We start from the raw sequence: 20,096 nt of genomic DNA, 5'->3' as shown, positions 1-20,096 counted from the left end.
CAGCTTGTTCGGTACGTTTACAGCTCCAGCCTTATGCATGGGGGCACCCGAAAGAATAGCCCCGTAACAAGCACAAAAAAGCACCGTCTTTCCAAGTGAAAGAGCGGTGCTTATCAGCGCCAGCTTCCGCCTGCCTACCGGCTTACCGGCTGGCTGCTTCGCTGCGTATTCTTCTGACCTTCCAGGGAATCCTGTACCAGGCGGCTCAGCTGGACGCTCTCAATGCCCAGAATCTGTCCGCATTCCTGAATGGTAATAAACCCGCGCTGATACGCGGTAATTACCTTTCGTTTGTCCATGATGTGCAAACCTCCGCTTTGTCTGATGCCGTAATATAATCGTAGTATCGCAAAGAGAAGGTTTGAATATACCTTGACACCTTAAGCATCGGCCTTTTTCCGGTAAAAAAAGGTTTCGGTCGGCTCGAGCCCGTATTGGCCTGGCGTAAAAATTTGCTCGGTGCTTCCCACAAAAAGATATCCCCCGGGACGCAGGGCAGCAGCAAATTTATGGTAAAGCTTGGCTTTGGCTTCTTCAGTAAAATAAATCATCACATTCCGGCAGACGATGAGATCGTGATTCTGCTCAAACGTGTCGGTCAGCAGATTCTGCTTACGGAATTGGACGTTTGCCTTGAGCCCTTCGCTGAACTTGTACATCGGACCTTCCTGGGAAAAATAACGGGCCGCGACTTCCTTCGGCACGTCCTTCAGCGAACGCTCGAGGTACAAGCCCTGTTTCGCTTTGGCCAGCGCGCCCTCATCGATATCGGTGGCGACCAGCGTACTCGTCTGCAGCAGCCCTTTGCCGTCCAAAATCATGGCCAGCGTATAGGGCTCCTCTCCCGTGGAACATGCGGCGCTCCACACCTTAAGCCTGGACCGCGCACCTGCGGTCAATTCCGAAAGGATCACATCGCGCAGCACTTCCCAGCGGTTCGGGTTGCGCCAAAATTCCGAGACGTTGATCGTCATCCGGTCCAGAAACTCATCAAACAAGCGCTTATCCTTTTGCAGCGCCTCGAAAAATTCCGCAAAACTGTTGTATCCGTTCTTTACCCTGAGCGTCGTCAGCCGCCGCTTCATTTGGGCTTCCTTATAGTCCGAAAGGTCGATTCCCGTGCTTCGCTTAATATTCTGGATAAACCCTATGTAATCCGGGTCGGGCGTCCCTGGCTCTTCCGACGCGCCGCTATTATATAAAACTGGCTTTACATCCACGGCGTAATGCTGCGGTCGTAATCCACCAGTTCATGCGCTTCGAAGAAATTGGCGATTTCGCGTGCGCTGCTCTCCGGTGAATCCGAGCCGTGAATCAGATTATGGGGCGTATGGGAAGCATAGTCCCCGCGGATGGTGCCCGGCAGAGCCTCTGTGACTTCTGTTTTGCCCATCAGAATGCGGGACAGTTGAATAATGTTATCCCCTTCCCATACCATGGCAAATACAGGGCCGGACGTGATGAACTTTACCAGGTTGTCATAAAAGTCCTTGCCCTCATGCTCCGCGTAATGACGCTTGGCCTGCTCGTCCGACACCTGCACCAGCTTGCCGGCCACCATTTTGAAACCTTTGTCTTCCAATCTGCCGATAATTTTACCGATTAAACCACGCTGCACTCCATCAGGCTTGATCATTAAAAAAGTTCGCTGCATAAACTCACTCTCCATTTCCTCAAGTCATTGCGAATGTTGTACATAGTTATGATTTGTATTGTAAACAGAAAGTCGGATCAGCGGAAGTATCAATACGAACGTTTGGTCACAAAATGGGCGATATCGCGCAAATTTTTCTTCGTCCGCTGGTTCGGAAGCCGGTCGAGCGCCTCCAGCGCCTTGTTGATATAGCGGGTAGCCAGCTCCTCCGCCCGGGCGATCCCCGTGCTGGATTTGATGAGCGAAACCGCTGCGGAAACGTCGCATTCCCCGTTCTGTTCCCGGATGACGGCGATCTCCTTCAGCAGCGGTTCCCGAATCGCCTCGTCCTCCAGGGCATACAGCACAGGCAACGTAATGTTGCCCTGCCGGATATCGCTTCCAGGCGGCTTGCCGATTTGCTTCTCCGTTCCGCACAGATCCAGGAGATCATCCTGAATCTGGAATGCCATCCCTACGTTGTAGCCGTAGCGGTAGAGCAGGTTGCCTACCTTCGGCTCCGCGTCTGCCGCTACCGCTCCCAGCTGGCAGCTGATCGCGATCAGAAGGGCGGTTTTGCGCCGGATACGGAGAAGGTAACGACGGATGCTCTGTTCCGTATTGAAGAAGTCCCGGATTTGCTCCATTTCCCCGATGGACATCTCAACCATCGCTTTGGAGAGGATTTGATGAATCTTCGGGTTCTCCAGCTTGGTGGCCAGCAGCAGAGCCCGGGCGTATATATAGTCCCCCGTATACATCGCGATTTTATTATCCCACTTGGACTTGACGGTCAATTGACCGCGGCGCGTCTCGGCATCGTCAATGACGTCGTCGTGCACCAAGGAAGCCATGTGGATCAGCTCCAGGGGAACGGCCACATGCTTCAGCTTGTCCAGGTCATAGGTGCCGAACTTGCCGCCCATCAGCACAAACACCGGGCGCAGCCGCTTGCCGCCTGCCTTCAGCAGGTGCATGGACGTCTCGTTCAGCAGCTCGTGATCGCCCTCAATGCTGCGAAAGAGCTCTTGTTCGATTTGATTCATATCTTTTTTCAGTAAGCCGAATATGTCTAATCTCTTCATTCCTTCACCCGTATCAGCGTAATGTTACTCCGCATTTCCCTGTCCGTTCATGTTCAAATCATCGGCTTGAGCATGGCCCGCATAGCAGAAACAAAGAGCACTGGCGTTCTTCCATTCATTTTCATCTTATTTAAATCATAGCATACAATTCGTGCTGCACGAATGGGTTTGGAGGACTGTCTATTGTTTGGTACCGGACTCTGCAGCTTTGGCCTGTCCGGCCAGCCCGCCGTCCCAACGCCTGAACAGCTCATGCTCGATCCGCATCATATCAAGCACTTTCCCCACCTGGAAGTCGATCAAATCCTCGATCGTCCGGGGATGAAAGTAAAAAGCCGGCATCGCCGGAATCATCTTCACCCCGAGCCTGGCGAGCTTCAGCATATTTTCCAGGTGAATGGCATGCAGCGGCGTCTCACGGGGCACCAAAATCAGCGGCCTTCCTTCTTTCAGCATGACGTCTGCAGCGCGGGTCATCAAATTGTCGGACGATCCGTTAGCTACAGCGGACAGCGTCCCCATCGAGCACGGCGCAATCACCATGCCCTCCACCTGATAGGAGCCGCTGGCAATCGTTGCTCCGATATCCGCCACGGGATGGTAATAGACGCTGCCCGGATGGCCGCCGAATTTCTCGCTTAGCACAAGCTCCCTTTGAGCTGTTTTCCAGCCAAGCTCTTCGCCGAGCACCCGCCAGCCTGCATTCGAGACGACGATGTGCACGTCATAGCCCTGCTTCAGCAGAACCTCCGTTAACCGAACCCCATACACCGAACCGCTGGCGCCGGTAATCCCGACGACCCAGCTCCTTCTCTTGTTCTCCGTCTTCGTCACAGGTACTGCACCACCAAATCAATCAGGGTGAATACGAATACGAGAATGCTGAGAACGCTGTTCATCGTAAAGAAGGCGACCTGCAGCTTGCTCATGTCATTCGGGGACAAAATAAAATGCTCGTAGAAGAGAATAATATAGGCGATCAGCATCCCGGCAAAATACCACCAGCTCAGCTCGGTCGTAAAGAACAGGATAACGAATCCGATCGCGGTAATGAAATGAAAATACCGTGCGATGAGCAGCGACTTGCGGACGCCGAAGCGCGCCGGAATGGAGTACAAGCCTTCCTTCCGGTCAAAATCGATATCCTGGATCGCATAAATGATATCAAAGCCGGCAGTCCAGAAGGCAACCGATACGTACAGAACGATGGACGGCCAGTCGATTTCGTTGGTCACGGCCACCCAGCCGCCAAGCGGGGCAAGCGCGATTGTTAAGCCGAGTACGATATGGCACAGCCAGGTAAACCGTTTCGTGTAGGAATAAAAGACGAGAAAAAACACGGCGATCGGAAGCAGTTTGAGCGCCAGCGGAGACAGCTCATAGGCCGCCCACAGCAGTAGCAGGAAGCAAACGACCGTAAACAGGATCACTTCCGCGCTCTTCAGCAGCCCTGCCGGAATGGCCCGGTTCGCCGTCCGCGGATTTCTCTTGTCGATCACCTGGTCGATCATCCGGTTCAGGCCGAAGGCCGCGCTTCTGGCTCCGAACATGGCTAACAGGACCCAGCCGATCTGGGCCCATGATGGAAGGTGACCGTTTACGACGACCGATCCGAGGATCGCGCCCATAAACGCAAAAGGTAACGCAAATAATGTGTGCTCAATTTTGATCATTTCTAGAAAAATGCCGATTTTCTTAAACATGCCGATTCTCCTTGATCCCAATATGTAATGCTGCGACGCCGCCAGTTAGGGGATAGGCTTCGACATTCTGAAGACCGATGCTGCGGAATATGCTTGCCAGTTCCTCTCTTCCCGGGAAAAGAGCCAACGATTCCGGCAGCCATTTGTACTGCTCATATCTTTTGGCCAACACCTTTCCGAGTCCAGGCAGTATATACTTGAAGTAAGAATAATAAATTCCTTTGAAAGGCTGCCACGTCGGCTTGGACACCTCAAGGCATACAACCATGCCTCCAGGCTTGACTACCCTCTGCATTTCTTTCAGCACCTGCACCAGGTCAGGCACGTTCCGCAGACCAAAGCCGATAGTGGCGTAGTCAAAACGGTTATCCTCAAACGGCAAATTCATGGCATCCCCCTGAACCAGCGTAATCTGATCCTCGAGGTGTCTTGCCTTGATTTTGTCCATGCCGACCTTCAGCATGTTCGGGCTGAAATCGAGGCCGACCATCTGCCCCGTGCCGCTGGCTTCCGCCATGCTCAACGTCCAGTCGCAAGTCCCGCAGCATAGGTCAACCGCCGTATCTCCGGGTTTCATCGCCATTTTCTTCATCGTGAACTTCCGCCAGGCCTTATGCCTGCGAAAGCTTATAATATCGTTCATCACATCGTACTTCGGTGCAATGCTCTCAAAAACGGATTGGACATGTGAGTATTTGTTCTCCGTCTTCGTGTCCCGTTCACTCATGCTGGTATTCATCCTCTCGCCAATCCCTCCCCTACTGCGGATCCCGGTGTGTTAAGCTGACGAAGGAACGGGTCAAGCACCTGTCCGATCTCCCGGAACATTCCGTCTCCCTTAACCATTTTCAGGATGGACTGCACGCTGTTCACCGCCTGCTGCAGCTTATCCGCCAAATGTTCTCCGGCCTTGTACTTAAGCAGCATCTTCTTCCAGTCTTTCGGTTCAACCCGGTTTTCCTTCAAGGCCAGCTTGTCTTCATCCGAGGCCACATCCAGGATGTGCCAGAACGAATAGCTGTACAAGAACGGCTCCGAGCCTGAGCTCAGATGCATTTCCCGAACGACCGTTTCGCATTCGCTGAAGCCGCGGAGAAGCGATTTCCACAGTTCCTTTAACGAGTCATCCAGAAAAGGGGTAAAAGAAAGAAACAGCTGCATATTCAGCTGTACCCGTTGCCGTAAGTATTCCTCCGCTGACAGGAGAAGGCTTTTCATTTTGCCGTACAGATTCATTTTCAAAATATTCACATCGCAAATGGCCGCGCTCAGCGTCGATACAGCCTCGATTTGCCCCTTCTGGGACAGAAGCTGATAGAACCGGCTGCTGAAATAGTCTCCCGCGAGCACTTTAAGCTGACGGGAACGCATTTCTCCCTCGTTCTGTTTGCCCTGGATGGTGTCGATCGTTTCATGCGTGTCAATACCCATCTGAACGAGCGACGTGACAAGCGCCAGCAGCTCTGTGTGCACGGAAGGCTTGCGGCTTCCCTGGTTCAGAAAAATATATAGAAGATGAACACGGGCATCCGGATAGGGCGGCAGCTCCGTATGGGTTTGGATCATGTCGTAATCGACATATTTCTTTGCTAGTTGGGGTATGCGGTACGGTTTCATCGTCAGCCTCCGAGCCTATAACTTTCTCACTTCTATGTCGTCTGTTGCGAGCAAGAACTTTTGTTCACAATCTTTTTTATTATAGCACAACTTGTCAGACCACGCACAGTATGCTTACTTCTTTTTACCCGTTTTCCTGCGGATCGAACCGGTCTCTCCACAGTTTCGTTTCGGTGAGGTGGAATCGGGCTTTGATGTCGTCCGCAAGCGGGCCTTCTCCCGCTTCACCAAGCGCCTGTTTCAGCTCCGGACTCCACTCCGTCCGCCGGACATCGGCAGCCAGCAGCAGATGCCGCGTGCCCAGCCATTTATCTTCTGCGACGAGCCGAAGGAGAATCTGGTCGACATTGGAAGTGCCGTCAAAGCTAAATGAGAGGATCTCGGCGATATTCGAATAGATTTCAGACACGGACACCTCCGGTGTGGCCACCTTCAGGTCGACCGTCAGCACGCGGGATTCCCACTCCACCTTGCGGATCGGCAGCGTCAGGGGAAGGCTGTCCAGCGCATCCACGATATTCGCATTGTCGAGCGTCCAGCCCGATTGGGGATGAAACGCGGCCAAAGCCCTGCTTTCCCGGGCAAATGTGTGCTCCGCATGATACAGCGCAGGCAGGATGAGGACCGAGCCCAGCGTAACGGCAAGCACCAGGCCAGGAATGAGAAATCGTTTCAAGTACAGCCCTCCCATCGTCATAGTATCCCTTAGTTTCGTCCGGACACGTGCTGTCCATACCTCATTCTACAACGAAAAAAAGCAGGCTATGCCTGCGTTTGTACAGATTGTGCTTAAGGTAAGTTGCCATCCACTGACCAGCAGCTAATTTGCATTCAAGAGCTGTTTTTTTGAGCTCCTTGCGATTAGCTGTCGCTTTCGAGACTTCCGTGTTTCGTCCACACTTCGGCTTTGCCGCGAATTTTAATGGCGGAGGTATGGTCCGTAAACTGGGCGATCAGCACTTCGCCTTTGTCCAGCTTCTCCGTGTGATGAAACCGGGTATCCTGGCCTCGGGTCAGCCCAATGACCTGCACCCCTTGATCCTTCGCCTTGATCACGATAAAATCGCTATTTCCCGTATTCCCTTTATTTTCCATGACTGTATCCTCCTTTCTTCAGCGAGCCTTACACACAGCGTATCATTATTTTAAAATCCTGTGGCTATACTACCTAATGTAATAAAGTCCAAGGAGTTGAGAACATGCAATATGAACCGGCGCCCCTGCGGGAAGGGCAAATTTCCAAGCTTCGCGAATACGAGCAGCAGCTGAGCCAGCTGACGGGTTCTCCCGTCATCCTGATCGCCTATTCGGAAAAGGACGACAACGGCAATCCTCTCGAAGGACATATCAGCCCTAACCCTACAGAAAAGAAAAGGCCGTGAACGAGCGTCACGGTCCTCTTCTTGCGTATGGAATATGTAGAAATCTTATTTAATTCCGTCTTTGAGCGCTTTACCAGGCTTGAATGCCGGAATTTTGCTCGAAGGGATTTCGATTTCTTCACCGGTTTGCGGGTTGCGGCCTTTACGTGCGGAACGCTCGCGCACTTCAAAGTTACCAAATCCAACGAGTTGGACTTTGTCCCCGTTTTGCAGAGCCTGTGCGATGGATTCGAATACAGCGTCAACCGCTTTCGTCGCATCCTTCTTGGACAGTTCTGTCGTTTCAGCTACTTGGGAAATCAGTTCGGACTTGTTCACTATCATTTCACCTCCCAAAATAATAAATCGATGTTATCAATCTTTCCGTTTTGCCGTAAAATATACGTTCATCTGTGAGATTTACAGATAGAATCGCCATATAGACCGTATTCAGCCGCAGGCGCGGAACAAACTTATAGTAATACAGCAACCGCAGAATTTCAAGAGTTTTACGTTCGCGAGCGGTTCAAAACGTAAAAAGTGACGGCGAGAGCGAGGACAAGAACGATCCCTTTAACGATATCATGTGTAAAATACTGCAAATTCATCATGGTCAGTCCGTTGACCAGTACCCCGATTAATACCGACCCGATAAACGTGCCGATGACGTTGGGTTTGCCGGCGCCAAAGACCGAAAAACCGACGAACACGGCCGCCACGGATTCCATCAAGAGCGGCGATCCCGCGTCGATTTGTCCGGATCCGACCCGGGAGGCGTAAATAATCCCGCCGATCGCGGCGAACACGCCGGAAGCGACGTACGCCAGCGTACGCACCCTTTTCACCTTGATCCCGGACAGGCGGGCCGCTTCCTCATTACCGCCTGTGACGTACATTTGGCGGCCGTATTTGGTCCGCGTCAGAAAAATATGCACAAGCGCCACAGCGATAATCAGGAGGACGGCCGAAATCGGAATGCCGAACCATTTGCCCTGTCCAAGCTGCAGAAAGGCGGCGCTCATCTCGCCGGGGGCTTTGGTGCCGTCCGGGAATTCCATATGGTTGTAAATCGTATAACCCGCAGCATACGTTTTGTGAATCCCGCCGACGATGTACATTACGGCAAGGGTTGCCAGAAGATCCGGGATCCGCAGCTTGACGATCAGGAATGCGTTAACGAGCCCGATGACGGCACCCAGGATAAGCGGCACGATGATGACGACCCACAGCGGCTGCTCGTACCATATCATCAGCGACGCGGCACCTACGGTGGTCAGCGACACGGTTGAGCCTACCGACAGGTCAAAGCCGTCCACGACCAGCGACAAGGTCACCCCAATCGCCACAAAGGTCACGATCGTGATCGAGCCCAGAATGTCGGTCAGGTTCCCGTACGTGAAGAAATAAGGCAGTCTGAACGAAAAAAATGCAATAACCCCGATGATAACGACAACCGCCCCGTACCGGAACGCCAAGTTTAACAGTTTATCCTTCATGGTCTTCCTCCAAGCCTCCGCTCGCATAATATAGGAGCTGGGCTTGCGTCGCTTCTCCCCGAGCAAATACTTTGCTGATGGTTCCGCCGCTCATGACGGCGATCCGGTCGCCGATTCCCAGTCCTTCTGCCAATTCGCAGGTAAAATACAAAATGCCCTTGCCGGCATCCGCCAAATCTCCGATGATGCGGAATATATCGCTTTTCGCGCCGATATCGACCCCTTTGGTCGGTTCGTCAAATATAAAAACTTCCGCCCCGCTGTCCAGCCATTTGCCGATCGCCAGCTTCTGCTGGTTGCCGCCGCTTAGGAACTTCACCAGCTGGCTGCCGGAGGCAGCCTTGACTCCAAGGGCACCGACCATTTTGGCGGATAAAGCCCTCTCCTTCTTCCGCGAGATAAACCCCAGCCTGCTGACTTGGTTCAGCACCGGTATGGACAGGTTCAAATCCACCGATTCGTGGATAAAGATTCCCTCTTTCCGGCGCTCCTCCGGGATGGAGACGATTCCCGCGGATACCGCGTCAGCCGGTTGTTTAAGCGACAGCTTCTTCCCTTTCAGATGGATGCTGCCTTCGTCCGGCTGATCCGCACCGCTCAGGATCCGGGCCAGTTCGGTTTTACCGGCGCCCACCAGGCCGACTACCGCTACAATTTCCCCGCGGCGGACCTCAAGATCCGCGCCCCGCACCTTGTGTCCGCGCTTGACGCCTTCGGCCTGAAGGAGCACGTCCCCAATTACGGTATCCTTTTTCGGAAACTCTTCTTCAAACGTTTTGCCGAGCATGTGCCCGATAATACCTTCCCCGGTGATCTCCTGTGTCCGGCCAGTGTAAACCTTCCTTCCGTCACGCATTATGGTCACCATATCGCTGTGCTGCAGCACTTCCGGCAGGCGGTGTGTAATAAAGATGCACGCCACACCGGCGTCCTTTAGCGAGTGCATCATCCGGAAAAATGCCTCGCATTCGCTGTCGCTCAGCGGAGCGGTCGGTTCGTCGAATATAATCACCTTGGCGTCCTGGGACAAAATACGGGCCAGCAGGACGATCTGTTTTTGCGCAAGCGACAGCTCGTACACCTTTTTATGGATGTCTATACTGTCATCCAGCCTGGACAAAATCGCCTTGACCTGCTTGTCCATAGACCGGTAATTGACCCACATGCTTCCCCGGCCCGAAGACAAGGCGTCCAGCATGACGTTTTCGGCGACGCTCAGCTGCGGGACGAGGGCCGAATCGACCTCCTGATACACGCAGTGAATGCCGTGCTGCTTGGCCGCGGCCGGAGAGGTGATGTGCAGCTCCGTGCCGTTTGCCGCAATGCGTCCGCTGTCCGGCTGATAAGCGCCCGACAGAATCTTCATCAACGTGCTCTTTCCGGCGCCGTTGGCACCGAGCAGCGCATGAATCTGGCCGCCGCGAACCGTAAAATCCACCGCATGCAGCGCAGGAACGCCGCCAAATTGTTTGCCGATTCCGCTCATTTCCAGCTGAAATGATGATGTCACACGGCATTCCTCCTTCAAAAAGTAACCCCACAAAGTGGAGTACAGCTTCCGATGTTGTTCAGGTACTTTGCGGGGAGCCCCGAAATAATAACCCCACAAAGTGATGATCTGCTGCCGATGTTGTTCTGGTACTTTGCGGGGGGCCCCAAAACAGTAACCCCACAAAGTGGGGTGAAGCGTAGCCCCTGTTCCTGAAAAAGGGCAGCGCCTCAGCACCACCCCAAGACTTGCATTTGCCGGTTTGACCGGATCTTTTTTACTTGCTGTACTCGTTCATCCAGTCCTGAAGTCCTTGCTTGCTGGCACCCCAGCCGTCTACGTATTGGGACAGCTCGGTGGTGGAAATTTGTTCCTTCGGAAGCGCGTCGCGGGAAACGTACACCGGATTCAGAACGACCTTGTCCTCGGTTTGATCTCCGTGCAGCTTCTGGTAGCCATATCGGACCTGAATACGTCCGATATCCTTTGGATCGACAGCGGCGGAAGCGACCCACGGGTTGCTAGGATCCTGAATCATTTGCAGGTCCTCATCACTCATATCGATACCGTACACCTTGATTTCATCGCGTCCGGCCTGCTGGATGGCGCGCGCCGCCCCTTTGGCGAACTCGTCCCAAGCAGCCCATACGGCCGAAATCTGTCCCTTCGGATACTGCTTCAGAATCGCTTCCATCTGGGTCTGCGTGTCCAGTGCCGGGTTATTCGCGGTGCCGAACGTGGCGATTTCCTTAATATCCGGATTCTCTTTCATAAATTTCGCATAAGAGGTTTGGCGCCGTTCCATCGGTGCGAATCCGGCCACCCATACTTTGACGATGTTGCCTTTGCCCCCGATGTCCTCCTTCATCTGCTGCAGCGTCAGGTCGGCCATCTTCTGGTCGTCCTGAGAGAGCACGGTCGCGCCGGGCACGTTCACGTCAGCGTCGAAGACGACGACAGGGATCTTCTGCTCCACTGCTTTGCGGAGGCCCGGTTCGAGGAGCGAATCGCCGTGGTCGGTCAGAATCAAGTCAAAATGCTGCGTGATGGCCGAATCCAGCAGAGACGCCATTTTTGCTTTATCGTTGGCGGCCACGAACTTCGTCAGCTTTCCGCCGAATTTCTCCACTTCCTCGGTTACCCCTTGAACGTATTGCTGGGAGAACGTTCCTGTGTTAAACTCCATGATAAGCGCAACTCGTTTGCCCGCCAGAGGCTTGTCCGCGTTTGCACCGGATGCACTCCCCGAGTCCGCTGCCGGCGGCGCGTTATGACCGCAGGCACTCATCACCATCGACAGCACCAGCAGGACGGATGCCAACACGAAACCCCTTTTTTTACCTCTTAAACGCATTTCTCTCTTCCCCCTTAAAAGCTTCACTATGTTAAAATGTTATACACTAATATAAAGCCTATATCCAAGTATGTAAATAGGTTTTTAAGAGTTTGTATAAATACTTTCTTTTTTTCATAAAAAACCTGTTATAACGGACCCTTAACTCGGCTCCGAGCATCCATATGCTTATTTTTATGTATAAAACAGGAATTACTTTCAACAGGTATCCATTTCTGCATTGAACCACAAAAAAACCGCAAGCAAGCGGGCGCCTGCCTACGGTTTTTACTTAACGCTGATGGGTTACAAAATAATCGCGATCAATCCGCCAGAGCCTTCATTGATAATGCGTCCGAGCGTCTCCTGCAGTTTATATCTCGCATTATCCGGCATCATGGCGATCTTGCCTTGAATGCCTTCCCGTACGATAGAGTGCAGCGATCTGCCGAAAATGTCTGAATCCCAGATCTTGATCGGATCGTTTTCGAAGTCCTGGATGAGGTAGCGCACGAGTTCCTCGGACTGTTTCTCCGTACCGATGATCGGCGAGAATTCCGACTCGACATCGACGCGGATCATATGGATCGAAGGCGCCGTCGCCTTCAAGCGAACCCCGAACCGGGATCCTTGGCGGATCAGCTCCGGCTCATCGAGCGACATTTCGGCCAGCGAAGGAGCGGCGATGCCGTAACCGGTCGTCTTGACCATCTCCAACGCCTCGGCGAACCGGTCGTACTCCCGCTTGGCATGCGAGAATTCCTGCATCAGCTGCAGCAGATGGTCCTTGCCGCGGATTTCCACACCGACCACTTCCATCAGGATTTGATCGTACAGTTCATCCGGAGCGAACAGGTCGATCTCGGCTACCCCTTGGCCCATATTCATGCCGCTGAGCGCCGCGCGGTTGATGAAGTCATAGTCCATGAACTGGGTAACCACCCGGTCCACGTCGCGCAAACGGCGGATATCCTTGACCGTATCGCGTACGGAATTTTCATAGTTGCTGCGCAGCCAGTGCTTCTCGTTCAGCACCATAACCCAGCTAGGCAGGTTGACGTTGACTTCGTGTACCGGGAATTCGTACAGCACTTCGCGCATGACGCCGGTGACGTCATCCTCCGTCATTGTCGCCGCACTGAGCGCCATGACCGGAATGTCGTATTTCTCGGCGAGCTCATTGCGCAGCTGCAGCGTTTCTTCACTCCGCGGCTTCGTGGAGTTGATGACCAGCACAAACGGCTTACCGACTTCCTTCAGCTCGGCGACGACGCGTTCTTCAGCTTCCACATAGGAGTGGCGCGGAATTTCGGCAATCGTGCCGTCCGTAGTCACCACAACGCCCAGCGTAGAGTGCTCCTGAATCACTTTCCGCGTCCCGATTTCGGCCGCTTCCTGGAACGGGATCGGCTCCTCGAACCATGGCGTCGAAATCATGCGCGGACCGTTTTCATCCTCATAGCCTTTGGCGCCTTCCACCGCGTAGCCTACACAGTCCACAAGGCGGACGTTCACTTCCAGACCTTCGGTGACCTTCAGCTGCACCGCATTGTTCGGTACAAACTTCGGCTCGGTGGTCATAATCGTCTTCCCGGCAGCGCTCTGCGGGAGCTCATCGACCGCTCTGGCGCGGTCTGCCTCGCTTGCAATGTTCGGCAGTACGATGGTTTCCATAAACCGTTTAATAAATGTTGACTTTCCTGTGCGGACGGCGCCGACGACACCCAGGTAAATGTCCCCGCCAGTTCGTTCGGCAATGTCTTTAAAAATGTCCACTTTTTCCAAAAGAGATCCCCTCCTCATTTACTCCGAAGGAAAAATGCTTTAAGAGCATCCGCTTCGTGTTCCATCTGGAGCCTCGAGCCATTGCAACGGATTGGAGCCTTACAATGTCGTCAGTAGTCCGCCGCCGGTAGTCAGGTAGGATGGGAAACGGCAAAGCGGCGTTACTCCGTAGGCATTTGGACTAGTATCATAGTATGTACCTATTAAAAACAATATGACGGGTATTCGGAATAAAATTCATATAATCCCTGCGTCGTTCGCATGCCCCTCGTCATCCCTCTCAGATATATGCCGGGGCATAAATAAATATGTATATGAAGCATGCAGCACAACATAACTACCTGCACACGGCCGCTCATCCGCTTGTTGATGCCGTTTTGCTAGCGGGAATCCCAAAAAACATAGCAATACGCATAAAAAAAAGACCCACTGTTTCCAGCAGGCCTTTCTCTTCCAATCTGTTCGTTCAGTTTCATGCCCCTGTCTCCGATTTGGCGATCGGCGCATCCCCTGACCACTCGTACGGCAGCGACTTCACCGGTACATAATCGGAAGACTTGATCAGGTAATCTCGTAAATCCTCGTCTTTGGAAGGCTTCACGCCTTCCTTGTCAATCAGCTGCATAATATCAAATGCATAATCCGCATAAACCACGCCCTTGGCATCCATGATAAAGCTCATGTCCTGACCTGAATATACGCTCTTCAGCTCAACATTGTTTGTGCCAGCCAGATCCGGATCAACGGTATGGATTCCGGGATAAATTTCTTCGCCGGCCGGCAGCTGCCCATCATGCTTGGACTTATACAAATCGACAGCCCGCTGCACGTCGTTGACCTTTTGCACCGTGACGAGATCCATGACCTTAACGGTTGGGTCGGTCTCTTCGTTCTGTACTAGAAAGTATGCGCTTCCGCCTTTCTCAAAGGCGGTCGTTGGGATATCGTCCAAGTAGCCCCGTTTTTGGAGCTGGTCCAGGTCGATGCGGAACTTCTCAAAGCGCGGCGTCGTTTCATCCGCATTGATGATCGGCAGGATCCCCTGATCCTTTTGAAAATCGTCCATCGCGGACTGGATACGCTTCACGCTTTCACGGTAGGATACCCTCGTCTCACCGCTCTTCTGATCCGGATACATGCAGGCTGTGGCGGTCATGATCAACAGCAGCACCATGACAGCCGTCGCCGCCTTCCGGGCTCCCTTCATCATCTTGTTGGTCAAAGCCGATGTCATCAACAATATCACCCTTTGCATATAGTAAAGCCGATTGATACATCAAGCAGCCTGTAACGTGGTTGTCCTGCCCGCCGCTACCACAGGTCGTCCTCCCGGTCACGGTTCCTTGCTGCTTCCAGCTGCTTGCGGACCGCCGCCTTCAGTTTGTCTTCCGGGACTGTCACCGTCACCGCACCGCGCACTCTGGCTTGACATGAGAGCCTGGTGCCGCTGCGGATCAGGGAGCCGAGCTTGCGCTTCTCCGCCTCGGCGGGAGGGGTGAGCTGTCCGGCGCTGGCAGCGTCAACCTGAACTTTGCACATCAAACAGCCCATTTTGCCCCCGCATCGCGTGGGTATGTATACCCCTGCATCCCTGGCCGCATGGAGCAGCGATATGCCTTCGCGGACGAGAACGCTTTTGCCTGACGGCTGGAACGTAACTTTATGGTTCATTGGCTTTCCCGCCCGGCATGGCCTGAATCCCGCCCGTTTACCGCAAATCGGACTAACGACTCGGTCTGGAGCAATTGGGAAATGATCTGAATGTGCTCGGATTGGAACGCATTATCCGTGAGCAGATCCTCCAAGAGCGGTAAATGGGCCTGTAAATCTGCCCGCATGGCAGCGGCAATCGCCGTGTACCGGTCCTCCCGGTTCCGAAGCACATTAAACAGCAGCTCATGGCTGAGCGGCATCAGCGGAATCCGTATTGAGTTTAGTTTCGCATAGACGCCCACAGGGGCCAGCCTCCGGTTAATTTCAACCTTATAATGCGAACCCTCCGCCTGAACTTCGAACCCTCCCACCAGTTCCAGCGTGTACCGGCTCAACTTATAATGGCTTAATACGGACCGGTATTGATCCGTAACGCTCAGGACCTGCTGATCCACCGCCCGCCCTGCGAGGGCATGATGAAGCTCCGATACGGAGGCCGAATCGGCGTAGATGTCAATATCGCGTGGCGGTTTATCCAAATGCACGTCCTGCAGCAAAAGCCCGCAGCTTCCGCCAATTAACCAGCAGGATGAGGTTTGCGACAGCGCATGAGAGGCGTCATGCAGCGCTTGCTGTAATTCGGCTGGGATCTGCACGGCACACACTCCAATCTTCCGGTCCATTTAAAAATACGTTTTATTTCTGGCTACGATTTTCCCCGCCGTCTTGACCACGGCTTGGCACCCTAGACGATAGCCCTCGTCAAACTCTTCCGGGTCGAGGCGAAGATGCTCCGCTTTCGTCGGTTCCTCCAGGTGCTCCGCCCCTTCGGAAATCAGACAGCGGCAGCGGGCACAGGTACCGCGGGTGCAGAGGTGCTGCCAGTCCACTTTGTTGTCCTTCGCATGCTGAAGGATGCTTTTGCCTGGTTCAGGCACGACGGTTTTCTCGATTGATCTTCCAATTAGCTGTAATGCTGCTTCCATGTTCGTTATCCACCGTTCCTTTGCTACATTAGTGCTGCCATTCCGCCCAAAAATCCGACCACCATAATGACAAATGCGACCAAAGAGAGGGCTCCCCGAAGAACCCCCTTTGTTTTGGTTCGGGCGAAGGTAATGAGAAAGACGGATAGCCCCATAATCAAGATGGCGATCAGGGATACCCACATTTTTGTCATTGGATCCATACGCTAAAACTCTCCAATCTGTTCCATCATTAACCGTATTATAACACGAAACTTGTCCGATTTCGCAAAATGCGCCCACAAAGTAAGGCTCGGTCAGCAGTCCCCGTACTTCTTCCTCTCATCGGAACAGCAGAGACGATTTGATACCTATAAAAAAAGAGCGAAAAGCCCTGCAGCCTCCGGCTCCAAAGACTTCATGCTCTTTTTTCGTCTGACCTATATGATTATTTCTTCATCATCATTTTCATCAACGCTTCCATGTTTTCAGGATTCATCCCGCTTTTCTTTACGGCGCTGATGATATCCTTGATGGTTTCCTCGCTGACGGGAACGTTGGCCATCGCGGATACTTGTTTAATCAGCTGACGGAGCTGGGCCTCGTTTTGCATGGTCGACGGCTTAACCGTGCTGGCCAGTTTTTTGACGGCACTTTCAGAGATGTTTTTGCCCGTTTTCTTATTGATCGCCTTCAGCGCATCCCTAGAAATGTTTTTGCTCAATGTCTTCTCCCCTCCTCCGGCATTCCTCAACCCTAATATATGAGGAAGTGCGGAAAAAGGTGAATAAGCATCAACGGTGCCACTGCTCCCACGTTTCCAGCTTCATCGTCTCCATTTCGGTCTTCGGGTCCCGGCCCATGAGCGCCTCGACGGCAATGCGCGGATTCCGGTTCAAAAAGAGCACATGGTACAGCTGATCGGCTATCGGCATCTGTACGCCGTATTTTTTCGAGATGTCATGCGCCGCTTGGGTCGTCCGGACACCTTCCACCACCATGCCCATCGAATCCAGCACCTCATCGAGGTTTTTGCCTTGACCGAGCATGGAGCCTGCGCGCCAGTTCCGGCTGTGCCTGCTCGTTGCCGTGGCCACCAGGTCCCCGACGCCCGCGAGGCCGGAGAACGTGAGCGGGTTCGCTCCCATTTCGACGCCGATCCGGGTGATTTCAGCCAAACCTCGCGTAAGCAGCGCCGCTTTTGCATTATCCCCGAAGCCAAGTCCATCCGACATGCCCGCGCCGAGGGCAATGATGTTCTTCAGCGCTCCCGCGAGCTCGACCCCGACCATATCCCGGTTGGTGTATACGCGGAAGTCGGAATTCATAAACAAGTCCTGCGCGGCGACCGCCTCGCTCTCGGTCAGTGATGCGACCACAACGGTGGTCGGGCACCGCTTGACGACTTCCTCCGCATGGCTTGGACCGGACATGACTACGATTCTTCCCTCTTCGCAGCCCAGCTCTTCAGCGATGACCGTAGACATCCGCTTCAACGTTTCGGTCTCAAAACCTTTCGTCGCATGGATCACGAGCATATCCTTCTGCCAATGAGCGCTTAAGTCCCGCGCCACCTGCCGCATCGCTTTGGATGGGGCAACGATAACTACGGCCTTCGCCCCCGACACCGCTTCCCCCATGTCGCTTGTCGCTTTCAGATTGACCGGCAGCTGAGCGTCCGGCAGATAGCGGTTGTTGGTATGCTGCTCATTGATTTCCTTGACCTGATCCGGATTTCTGCTCCACAGCACCACCTCCGGATGGTTTGCGGCCAGCACGCTGGCCAAAGCCGTTCCCCAGCTGCCCGCGACCAATACAGCCACTTTATTTGACAATCCCTTTACCCCCTTTGGGCCCCCCGGATCCGATCTTATTTTCCCGGCCCTGAAGAATTTTCACAATATTGCTCCGATGTCTCCAGAAGGCAAATATACAAATAATGAGACTGGTCCAAAAAATTGGCCAGGCATAACCCAAAATGAGCAAAAATACAGGCGTAAGCGCCACGAACACCAGTGATCCCAACGACACATACCGTGTAACCACGATCAGCAGAATGGCGATAATGCCGGCATACAGTGCTGGCAGAAAGCTCAGTGTCGCCATGACGCCAATGGTCGTCGCAATGCCTTTGCCCCCGCGGAAGTGAAAATACACCGGCCAGTTATGCCCGACGATCGCACCGATGCCGCATAATGCGGGAACCCATGCCTCGCCTCCGCCCAACCACACGCCGATCCAGACCGCCGCGATTCCTTTAAGGACGTCCAGCGCCAGGACCAGAACGGCCGGTCCCTTCCCCAGTATGCGCAGCGTATTCGTCGCTCCCGCATTACCGCTGCCGTGCTGGCGGATGTCGATCCCTTTCAGCAGCTTGGCAAGGACGACGCTGAAGCTGATGGAACCGAGCAAGTAACTCAGTATAATGGCGATGATCTGTAGAACCAAGCTATTCTCCCCTAACTTTCATCCGATTTGCGCCGAGTAAAGATGCGTATAGGCGTTCCTTCAAAATCAAAAGCAGACCGGATCTTGTTCTCCAAATAACGCTCGTAAGAGAAGTGCATCAGTTCCGGATCGTTCACGAAAATGACCATCGTCGGCGGCTTGACCGCAACCTGCGTCGCATAATTGATGCGCAGGCGGCGCCCCTTGTCCGTCGGAGGCGGATTAATCGCCACGGCGTCGGATACGACGTCATTCAAGAGATGCGTCTGCACCCGCAGCGAATGCTGCTCGGCGACGTGCTGAACGACCGGCAGAAGCTTGTGGAGCCGCTGCTTCGTTTTGGCAGACAGAAACAGAATCGGCGCATAGGTCATAAACAGGAAGTGATCGCGGATCTTTTTCTCAAACTGGTGCATCGTCTTGTCATCCTTCTCGACGGCGTCCCATTTATTGACGACAAAAAGAGAAGCTTTGCCGGCCTCGTAAGCGTAACCAGCAATATGCTTATCCTGGTCAATGATCCCTTCTTCGCCGTTAATGACGACAAGCACCACATCCGCTCTTTCGATGGCGCGCATCGCCCGCATAACGCTGTACTTCTCGGTCGTTTCGTATACTTTTCCGCGTTTGCGCATACCGGCGGTATCGATCAGCACGTAACGCTGCCCGTCCCGCTCAAACGGAGTGTCAATGGCATCCCGGGTCGTTCCCGCAATATCGCTGACAATGACGCGTTCTTCGCCAAGGATCGCATTCACGAGCGACGATTTGCCGACATTCGGCCGTCCGATCAGTGCAACCCGGATCACGTCCTCATCGTACTCGTCATCCGTCAGGTCTGGCAAAATATCTACAATAGCGTCCAGAAGATCGCCGATCCCGGTTCCGTGACTGCCGGATATCGCGATCGGGTCCCCAAAACCGAGGCTGTAAAACTCGTAAATGTCGTCATTGCGCTGCAAATTGTCCACTTTGTTTACGGCCAGCACGATCGGTTTTCCGGACCGGAAAAGCATCTGGGCTACTTCTTCATCAGATTGGGTTACGCCGCTCTTGGCATCGCACATAAAGACAATGACGTCGGCTTCTTCGATAGCAAGCTCAGCCTGCATACGGATCGATTTCAATATGACATCGTCACCGTCAATTTCAATACCTCCCGTGTCAATGACACTGAAAGGTTTGCCGTTCCATTCGGCAACGCTGTAAATCCGGTCACGCGTCACGCCCGGCTTATCTTCTACAATGGCCAGCCTGTCCCCGACCAAACGGTTAAAAATGGTGGATTTCCCCACATTAGGCCTGCCCACGATTGCCACTACGGGTCTTGCCATAGTCACTCCTCCTGTCAATTCTTACGATAATCATCATAGCAAAAAACGTTTCTTTTGGCTAACCTTTCATAGGAATAGCCGAATGTTAATTGTATTTTTCCAAAGCATACACAGAACCATGCATGGCCAATTCTTTGGCTTTCATAAATCGAACATCTCGAACCAATTTTCCCCTAATCAGCATACTTGCTTAT

At 53.3% G+C, this 20,096-nt stretch carries 25 protein-coding genes; 1 reads left to right on the top strand and 24 read right to left on the bottom strand.

Going from position 1 to position 20,096, the window contains the following annotated elements; translation table 11 throughout:
- Positions 1-134: 134 nt before the first annotated feature.
- The 10 genes from C7820_RS33390 to mtrB form a co-directional block, all read right to left on the bottom strand.
- Positions 135-299 (bottom strand): hypothetical protein, encoded by a 165-nt coding sequence (locus tag C7820_RS33390; RefSeq protein ID WP_163879324.1) that lies wholly within the window; start codon positions 297-299, stop codon positions 135-137.
- A gap of 81 nt (positions 300-380) precedes the next feature.
- A complete protein-coding gene (locus C7820_RS03000) occupies positions 381-1,220 on the bottom strand; it encodes a CheR family methyltransferase (RefSeq protein ID WP_309545732.1) in 840 nt (279 codons plus the stop codon).
- Entirely contained in the window at positions 1,211-1,654 is a 444-nt protein-coding gene (gene ndk / locus C7820_RS02995) for a nucleoside-diphosphate kinase (protein ID WP_076170097.1), read from the bottom strand. Before ndk ends, C7820_RS03000 begins: the two co-directional genes overlap by 10 nt.
- Before the next feature lie 89 nt (positions 1,655-1,743).
- Positions 1,744-2,718 carry a polyprenyl synthetase family protein gene (locus C7820_RS02990; protein WP_116229694.1) on the bottom strand — a complete coding sequence of 325 codons (975 nt, stop codon included), beginning with the start codon at positions 2,716-2,718 and terminating at the stop codon, positions 1,744-1,746.
- 180 nt (positions 2,719-2,898) lie between these two features.
- Positions 2,899-3,552 carry a UbiX family flavin prenyltransferase gene (locus C7820_RS02985; RefSeq protein ID WP_116229693.1) on the bottom strand — a complete coding sequence of 218 codons (654 nt, stop codon included), beginning with the start codon at positions 3,550-3,552 and terminating at the stop codon, positions 2,899-2,901.
- On the bottom strand, positions 3,549-4,421 hold the full coding sequence (locus tag C7820_RS02980) for a UbiA-like polyprenyltransferase (protein WP_116229692.1): 873 nt from the start codon (positions 4,419-4,421) through the stop codon (positions 3,549-3,551). Before C7820_RS02980 ends, C7820_RS02985 begins: the two co-directional genes overlap by 4 nt.
- Positions 4,414-5,148 carry a demethylmenaquinone methyltransferase gene (locus C7820_RS02975; RefSeq protein ID WP_076170190.1) on the bottom strand — a complete coding sequence of 245 codons (735 nt, stop codon included), beginning with the start codon at positions 5,146-5,148 and terminating at the stop codon, positions 4,414-4,416. The genes C7820_RS02980 and C7820_RS02975 overlap by 8 nt, the downstream gene beginning before the upstream one ends.
- Before the next feature lie 8 nt (positions 5,149-5,156).
- Positions 5,157-6,038, bottom strand: a complete 882-nt coding sequence (locus tag C7820_RS02970) for a heptaprenyl diphosphate synthase component 1 (protein ID WP_116229691.1) — start codon at positions 6,036-6,038, stop codon at positions 5,157-5,159.
- Positions 6,039-6,162: 124 nt separating this feature from the next.
- The gene (locus C7820_RS02965) at positions 6,163-6,714 is read right to left on the bottom strand and encodes a hypothetical protein (RefSeq protein WP_116229690.1); all 552 of its coding nucleotides are present in this window, start codon (positions 6,712-6,714) and stop codon (positions 6,163-6,165) included.
- Positions 6,715-6,899: 185 nt separating this feature from the next.
- Positions 6,900-7,133, bottom strand: coding sequence for a trp RNA-binding attenuation protein MtrB (mtrB, locus tag C7820_RS02960; protein WP_076170091.1), 234 nt, complete (start codon positions 7,131-7,133; stop codon positions 6,900-6,902).
- A gap of 104 nt (positions 7,134-7,237) precedes the next feature.
- Between mtrB and C7820_RS02955 the strand changes: the two genes are divergently transcribed.
- Complete coding sequence (locus tag C7820_RS02955; RefSeq protein ID WP_116229689.1) at positions 7,238-7,420, top strand: hypothetical protein; 183 nt, start codon at positions 7,238-7,240, stop codon at positions 7,418-7,420.
- A gap of 45 nt (positions 7,421-7,465) precedes the next feature.
- Here C7820_RS02955 and C7820_RS02950 read toward each other — a convergent pair whose 3' ends face one another.
- From C7820_RS02950 to der, 14 genes are all read right to left on the bottom strand, one after another.
- Complete coding sequence (locus C7820_RS02950; protein WP_076170090.1) at positions 7,466-7,738, bottom strand: HU family DNA-binding protein; 273 nt, start codon at positions 7,736-7,738, stop codon at positions 7,466-7,468.
- 170 nt (positions 7,739-7,908) lie between these two features.
- Positions 7,909-8,895: an ABC transporter permease gene (locus C7820_RS02945; protein WP_105444680.1), complete on the bottom strand. Its 987-nt coding sequence runs from the start codon at positions 8,893-8,895 to the stop codon at positions 7,909-7,911.
- Positions 8,885-10,381 (bottom strand): sugar ABC transporter ATP-binding protein, encoded by a 1,497-nt coding sequence (locus C7820_RS02940; protein ID WP_116231606.1) that lies wholly within the window; start codon positions 10,379-10,381, stop codon positions 8,885-8,887. Before C7820_RS02940 ends, C7820_RS02945 begins: the two co-directional genes overlap by 11 nt.
- A gap of 280 nt (positions 10,382-10,661) precedes the next feature.
- Positions 10,662-11,738, bottom strand: a complete 1,077-nt coding sequence (locus C7820_RS02935) for a sugar ABC transporter substrate-binding protein (RefSeq protein WP_116229688.1) — start codon at positions 11,736-11,738, stop codon at positions 10,662-10,664.
- A gap of 285 nt (positions 11,739-12,023) precedes the next feature.
- Positions 12,024-13,502 carry a stage IV sporulation protein A gene (gene spoIVA, locus C7820_RS02930; RefSeq protein ID WP_116229687.1) on the bottom strand — a complete coding sequence of 493 codons (1,479 nt, stop codon included), beginning with the start codon at positions 13,500-13,502 and terminating at the stop codon, positions 12,024-12,026.
- A 472-nt stretch (positions 13,503-13,974) separates the two neighbouring features.
- A complete protein-coding gene (locus C7820_RS02925; RefSeq protein ID WP_251677021.1) occupies positions 13,975-14,736 on the bottom strand; it encodes a DUF3939 domain-containing protein in 762 nt (253 codons plus the stop codon).
- Between the two features lie 77 nt (positions 14,737-14,813).
- Complete coding sequence (locus C7820_RS02920; protein ID WP_089548058.1) at positions 14,814-15,173, bottom strand: 2Fe-2S iron-sulfur cluster-binding protein; 360 nt, start codon at positions 15,171-15,173, stop codon at positions 14,814-14,816.
- Positions 15,170-15,811 carry a nucleotidyltransferase family protein gene (locus C7820_RS02915; protein ID WP_181908921.1) on the bottom strand — a complete coding sequence of 214 codons (642 nt, stop codon included), beginning with the start codon at positions 15,809-15,811 and terminating at the stop codon, positions 15,170-15,172. Before C7820_RS02915 ends, C7820_RS02920 begins: the two co-directional genes overlap by 4 nt.
- A 27-nt stretch (positions 15,812-15,838) precedes the next feature.
- A complete protein-coding gene (locus tag C7820_RS02910) occupies positions 15,839-16,141 on the bottom strand; it encodes a 2Fe-2S iron-sulfur cluster-binding protein (RefSeq protein WP_116229686.1) in 303 nt (100 codons plus the stop codon).
- A 23-nt stretch (positions 16,142-16,164) separates the two neighbouring features.
- Positions 16,165-16,344 carry a DUF2768 family protein gene (locus C7820_RS02905; RefSeq protein WP_076170084.1) on the bottom strand — a complete coding sequence of 60 codons (180 nt, stop codon included), beginning with the start codon at positions 16,342-16,344 and terminating at the stop codon, positions 16,165-16,167.
- Between the two features lie 224 nt (positions 16,345-16,568).
- Positions 16,569-16,844, bottom strand: a complete 276-nt coding sequence (locus C7820_RS02900; RefSeq protein WP_076170083.1) for a stage VI sporulation protein F — start codon at positions 16,842-16,844, stop codon at positions 16,569-16,571.
- Positions 16,845-16,914: 70 nt separating this feature from the next.
- On the bottom strand, positions 16,915-17,955 hold the full coding sequence (locus tag C7820_RS02895; RefSeq protein ID WP_076170082.1) for an NAD(P)H-dependent glycerol-3-phosphate dehydrogenase: 1,041 nt from the start codon (positions 17,953-17,955) through the stop codon (positions 16,915-16,917).
- Positions 17,945-18,568, bottom strand: a complete 624-nt coding sequence (gene plsY, locus C7820_RS02890; RefSeq protein ID WP_116229685.1) for a glycerol-3-phosphate 1-O-acyltransferase PlsY — start codon at positions 18,566-18,568, stop codon at positions 17,945-17,947. Before plsY ends, C7820_RS02895 begins: the two co-directional genes overlap by 11 nt.
- An 11-nt stretch (positions 18,569-18,579) precedes the next feature.
- Positions 18,580-19,902 carry a ribosome biogenesis GTPase Der gene (gene der, locus C7820_RS02885; protein ID WP_089548060.1) on the bottom strand — a complete coding sequence of 441 codons (1,323 nt, stop codon included), beginning with the start codon at positions 19,900-19,902 and terminating at the stop codon, positions 18,580-18,582.
- Between the last annotated feature and the right edge of the window lie 194 nt (positions 19,903-20,096).

This window comes from Paenibacillus sp. VMFN-D1, from assembly GCF_003386155.1.
Taxonomy (GTDB): Bacteria; Bacillota; Bacilli; order Paenibacillales; family Paenibacillaceae; genus Paenibacillus_AQ; species Paenibacillus_AQ favisporus.
Note: the sequence above shows the minus strand (reverse complement) of the source record. Positions and strands in the feature narration are given on the sequence as shown.